The organism is Moorena sp. SIO3H5, from assembly GCF_010692395.1.
GTDB lineage: Bacteria > Cyanobacteriota > Cyanobacteriia > Cyanobacteriales > Coleofasciculaceae > Moorena.
On sequence record NZ_JAAHHS010000617.1, the window covers coordinates 1 to 3,184 of the forward strand.

The 3,184-nt window shown below is 43.4% G+C and carries 3 protein-coding genes; 2 read left to right on the plus strand and 1 reads right to left on the minus strand.

Annotated features, from left to right (window positions below):
• The first annotated feature begins 849 nt into the window (after positions 1–849).
• The gene (locus F6K52_RS34505) at positions 850–1,074 is read left to right on the plus strand and encodes a ferredoxin family protein (RefSeq protein ID WP_083305266.1); all 225 of its coding nucleotides are present in this window, start codon (positions 850–852) and stop codon (positions 1,072–1,074) included.
• Positions 1,075–1,232: 158 nt separating this feature from the next.
• Here F6K52_RS34505 and cobO read toward each other — a convergent pair whose 3' ends face one another.
• On the minus strand, positions 1,233–1,934 hold the full coding sequence (gene cobO / locus F6K52_RS34510; protein WP_293089439.1) for a cob(I)yrinic acid a,c-diamide adenosyltransferase: 702 nt from the start codon (positions 1,932–1,934) through the stop codon (positions 1,233–1,235).
• A gap of 96 nt (positions 1,935–2,030) precedes the next feature.
• Here cobO and F6K52_RS34515 point away from each other — a divergent pair, with 96 nt between their 5' ends.
• Positions 2,031–3,155: a DMT family transporter gene (locus tag F6K52_RS34515; protein WP_293089441.1), complete on the plus strand. Its 1,125-nt coding sequence runs from the start codon at positions 2,031–2,033 to the stop codon at positions 3,153–3,155.
• Positions 3,156–3,184: the final 29 nt, after the last annotated feature.

The window sequence follows — 3,184 nt, forward strand, 5'->3', positions numbered from 1 at the left end:
CAATAGGTATTAACCACCTACCTCTTTCTTTAGAAAGAGATTTATCGGTAACATTGACGATGTATACTAAGTCAATTTTTTCTAGGTTTTGTCTGGGGCTGTCCCCAGGTTTCGTAGTCCTACAAGTTGACCAGGCACGCTTGGCTCATACTCTTGGGGCCTTGGTGTTTTACCCGCAACCAAATCGCGCGATGTGGGCTTGAGGGCTTCGATGTTTGATCTGCTGCTGACCCCCTGTAGTTATATAAGTATTTATAGGTGATATATACTTATATATAAGGTATTTACAGATTGGTCTTATACAGCATCCGGAGGTTTGGCTGAACGAGCACTTACTCCCGTAGTAGTTTTCTACTACCCTGGCCGCAACCTGCCTCCCGCAGGTGGTTTGAGGTCTTCAGGTGAATCCCCTTTAGTAATGGTTAACCGCTTTGACATTAAGTCGAAGTCATTATGATTTCAACTTAGCTCCATTGTATTACATATTTAGACCCCGGTAAAGCTGAAAAGGTTCAACAATTGTTTGCCTTGAGGAAAAAATCGCAATATCATAGGGATACAGTGCGTGGATTACATCGGTGGGACATCGGACCTTAGTGGGGCTTTGGAGATAAAGCCTCACATACACCCTCCATTAAAATAATCACCCAAGAATCAGGAAATAGATAGATACTCCAGAGTGAGATAACCGAACTGATAGGGGTCGTGATGTCTAGACACGCGCCATGAACTGCTACTGCTAATTGAGTAGTTGGAAGTTATTGGTTGGAGTTGGCTAAGGCGAACTTAGCTAACTATAGAATTAAGAAAGATCCACATCCGACCAACTAACACAAGCGAGAAAACACTTTGCCACACACGATTGTTACTGATACTTGCCAAGGAATTGCTGATTGCGTTGAATGTTGCCCAGTGGCATGCATTCATCCAGGACCAGGGAAAAATGCCCTCGGGAGTGACTGGTACTGGATTGACTTTTCTAGCTGCATTGACTGTGGCATTTGTGTCGAAGTCTGTCCAGTTGAGGGGGCTATTATACCAGAAGAGCGACCTGATTTGCAGAAAACGCCCTAATTTTTTGGGATCATGCTATTGCTGTGACAACTCTCCAAAGGCTAAAAGTATAAAACTTGGGGATTGTGGAGTGTTGAAAAATAGTTCAAAAATTTCTCCCCTACTCCCCTGGTTAACAGGATTAAAACTTAATAAAAACTTAATAGTAAAACTCACTATTAAAACTCGATACCAGGTTGTGCTTTAATCCCCTGGTCTTTTAAAGGATGCTTGACTAAGGTCATCTCTGTGACTAAGTCAGCTCTTTCAATTAGGGCGGCTGGTGCTCCCCTACCGGTTAAGATGACATGGGAATCAGTGGGTTTTTCGTCTAGTCCAGCCAAAACCTGCTCAATGCTGAGATAGTTGAGTTTCAATGCTATGTTAATCTCATCCAATAGCACTAGCTTAATGTCAGGGTTACGGATAAACCCTAAGGCTGCATCCCAGGCGGATTGGGCTTTTTCGATGTCTCGCTCTCGATCTTGAGTATCCCAGGTAAAGCCTTCCCCCATGGCATGGAACTCTAATTGAGGGGGATTGTTATCAGTGGCTACTGTCCAGTGCTCTAAGGCAGCTTTTTCTGCGGGTTCCCAAGCACCCTTAATAAATTGTACAATCACAACTCGGTAGCCATGACCAAGGGATCGCAAGACCATGCCTAAGCCAGCTGTGGTCTTGCCTTTGCCGTTGCCGGTATTAACCACAATCAGCCCTTTTTGTTTGGAGGCTTTAGCTAGGCGTTGTTCCTGTATTTCTTTGCGTCGCTGCATTTTTTGCTGATATTGCGATCGCGTTAGCCCAGTGCCAGAGGAATCAGCGGTGTTTACCGATTCTAGACCTTGGTTGGAATCAGTGGCAGACTTGATTGTGGTATTCATGGATTTATGATCAATTCATTTTCAGCGACTCTTTAGCATACAGGATAAAAGACGCTTGTTGCTTATATTGCTATCTCTGCCAACACCAAGAAACTTATGGTATCCCCAAAAAAGACGAGTGCGGCTGATCAAGCTATCCCACACCAGCTGACGCGATCGCATAAAAGTCGTTTGAAAATCCCAAATAAAATCTCTATTGGGGTACTTTTGGCCTTAATGTCTTGCCTAATTTTATCGTTTCAGAATATAATCATATATGTAATCTTTAATCAATCTTGGCTCTTTGGTCTACAGAATGCTCAAGTGGGAGGGCTAGTGGCTCCTGGTTTTGGCAATTCCGTGTTGATTCTGTGGCTAAAGATGCTGGTGGTAGTACCGCTAATGGCATTTGTGGCTAGGTTACTCTACCCATCGGTATGGCGAGATATTAGGCATTGTGCTCACTCCGGTGACTTGCCTTTATTTGGCCAGGTGGTGGCGAGTAGCTTCTTTTTATTTTTATCCCAAGTGCTAATATACCTATCATTAGGTCTTATTCAACCAGGGGTAGCAATCACGATTTTTTTTATATATCCTATTGTGACGGTAATCTTGACAGGATTGCTGTTTGGTAATCGTACACATCTATTTCCCTCAGATCTATTTAGCCCACATCTATCTCGCCAACACCTAGTTCGTGCTCTAGTAATAGTTGGTGTTGTGGGTGGAGCGTTGCTTATTGCCCTACCTAGTATTCTAGCTAACGATCCCTCTTATGCATTGGGAGTTTTAGCTGCTGCTGGTGCGGGTTTGAGCTTCGCTGTTTACATTATACTGACCCAAGTCAGTGCTAGAAAGCTCAACCCTATTCCTTATAGCTTTATTAATTTTACATTAATTTTGGTATTTTCTAGCCTGAGCTTATCATTTCCCCTAGATCAATCCTGGCGCTTTTTTGTTGAACCCACCCAAAGACTGGCTGTATACTTCAGCTGTCTGGGGTTGGGAGTGATAACGTTAGTGAGCTATCTGGTGCAAAACTTTGCCATCAGGCTCATTGGTGGGCGTCCAGCTGGAATTATCGGGTCAACAGCACCAGTGTTAACTACCGTCTTAGCCGTGGGGATTATTCAACAAGGTTTAGGGTTACAGGAAATTATCGGATTGTTTCTGGTAACGTTAGGTGTGGTAACCCTAAGTATGGAAAAATTACGGCATCAGAGTTGGAAACGATCACAGTAAAGAAAAAATTAAGCGTAATTGGATATTGA

Excerpts from the sequence above, each read along its gene's own strand:
- cobO (WP_293089439.1), bottom strand. The coding sequence starts at position 1,934 with ATGAATACCACAATCAAGTCTGCCACTGATTCCAACCAAGGTCTAGAA.
- F6K52_RS34515 (WP_293089441.1), top strand. The coding sequence starts at position 2,031 with ATGGTATCCCCAAAAAAGACGAGTGCGGCTGATCAAGCTATCCCACAC.